Raw genomic sequence first — 1,313 nt, forward strand, 5'->3', positions numbered from 1 at the left:
CCGAGCCGGCGGGCGCGGGCCCGTCCGCCGAAGCGACCGCGCCGGCCCCGGTCAGCGCCGCGGACGCCGCGCGGGAGACCCGTATCCCGGTCAAGGGCGTACGGAAGGCCACCGCCGCGGCCATGGTGAACAGCGCGTTCACCGCGCCGCACGTGACCGAGTTCGTCACGGTCGACGTGACCCGGACGATGCGTCTGGTCCAGGACCTCAAGAAGGACCCGGACCTGTCGGGGCTGCGGGTGAACCCGCTGCTGCTGGTCGCCAAGGCGTTCCTGGTCGCCATCCGGCGGCATCCGGAGGTCAACGCGACCTGGGACGAGGAGAACCAGGAGATCGTCCAGAAGGGGTACGTCAACCTCGGCGTCGCCGCCGCGACACCGCGTGGCCTGATCGTCCCGAACATCAAGGACGCCGGCACCAGGACGCTCCCCGAGTTGGCGGCGGAGTTGGGCGAGCTGGTGTCGACGGCCCGGGAGGGCAAGACCACCCCGGCGGCGATGCAGGGCGGCACGGTGACCATCACCAACGTCGGGGTCTTCGGCGTCGACACCGGTACGCCCATCCTGAACCCGGGCGAGTCGGCCATCCTGGCCTTCGGCCAGGTGCGGGAGCAGCCCTGGGTGCACAAGGGCAAGGTCAAGCCGCGACAGATCACCACCCTGGGGCTGTCCTTCGACCACCGTATGGTCGACGGCGCGCTGGGCTCGCAGGTGCTCGCCGATGTCGCCGCCGTCCTGGAGCGGCCGAAGCGGCTGATGACCTGGACGTGAGCTGAGCGGCGCTGAGCAGCGGCAGCTCGAACGGCCCGTACGCCCCGGCCCCGGGGGGTACGGGCCGTCGTCGTCGGCGTCTGCCGTGCGTACCGGCCGGAACGGCGCGACGATGGAAGGGTGAGCAGTCACCGCGGGCCGCGGCGTACGAGCGTGGGGCGCGGCCCGCGCTTCCGAGGGAGGTGCGTCATGCCGACCGCGAGTTGGGACGTACAGCTGGAGATGGTCAACGCCGAGCGGGTCACGCACTGCACGGCCCGGCTGGTCACCGGGGAGGACGAGGTGATGCTGGGTCACGGCATCGCGCACGCCAACCCGGCTGACGAGGACGTGCCCTACATCGGGGACGAGTTGGCCGCCGCGCGTGCCCTGTCCGACCTGGCCCACCAGATGCTGAACTCCGCCGCACGGGACATCGAGGCGCACACCCACCAGCCGGTGCGGCGGCTGCGGGTGTGACCCGTACGGACCGTCCGGTACGCGGCGTGCGCCGCGTGCCCCGCGCCGCCCGGGCGGGCCCGCGGCGGGTTCCGGCCCCGTCAG

At 72.8% G+C, this 1,313-nt stretch carries 2 protein-coding genes; both read left to right on the forward strand.

The annotated features are described in order from the left end of the window. The coding region (locus AN216_RS21590; protein ID WP_139140974.1) for a dihydrolipoamide acetyltransferase family protein at positions 1 to 770 on the forward strand (770 nt) is incomplete at its 5' end. Between the two features lie 189 nt (positions 771 to 959). Continuing rightward, on the forward strand, positions 960 to 1,229 hold the full coding sequence (locus tag AN216_RS21595; RefSeq protein WP_070198382.1) for a DUF1876 domain-containing protein: 270 nt from the start codon (positions 960 to 962) through the stop codon (positions 1,227 to 1,229). The last annotated feature ends 84 nt before the right edge of the window (positions 1,230 to 1,313 follow it).

The sequence above is a fragment of the Streptomyces oceani genome (assembly GCF_001751245.1).
GTDB classification, from domain to species: domain Bacteria; phylum Actinomycetota; class Actinomycetes; order Streptomycetales; family Streptomycetaceae; genus Streptomyces; species Streptomyces oceani.

Bases quoted from the DNA above. Each gene is read 5' to 3' on its own strand.
- AN216_RS21595 (WP_070198382.1), top strand. From the start codon at position 960: ATGCCGACCGCGAGTTGGGACGTACAGCTGGAGATGGTCAACGCCGAG.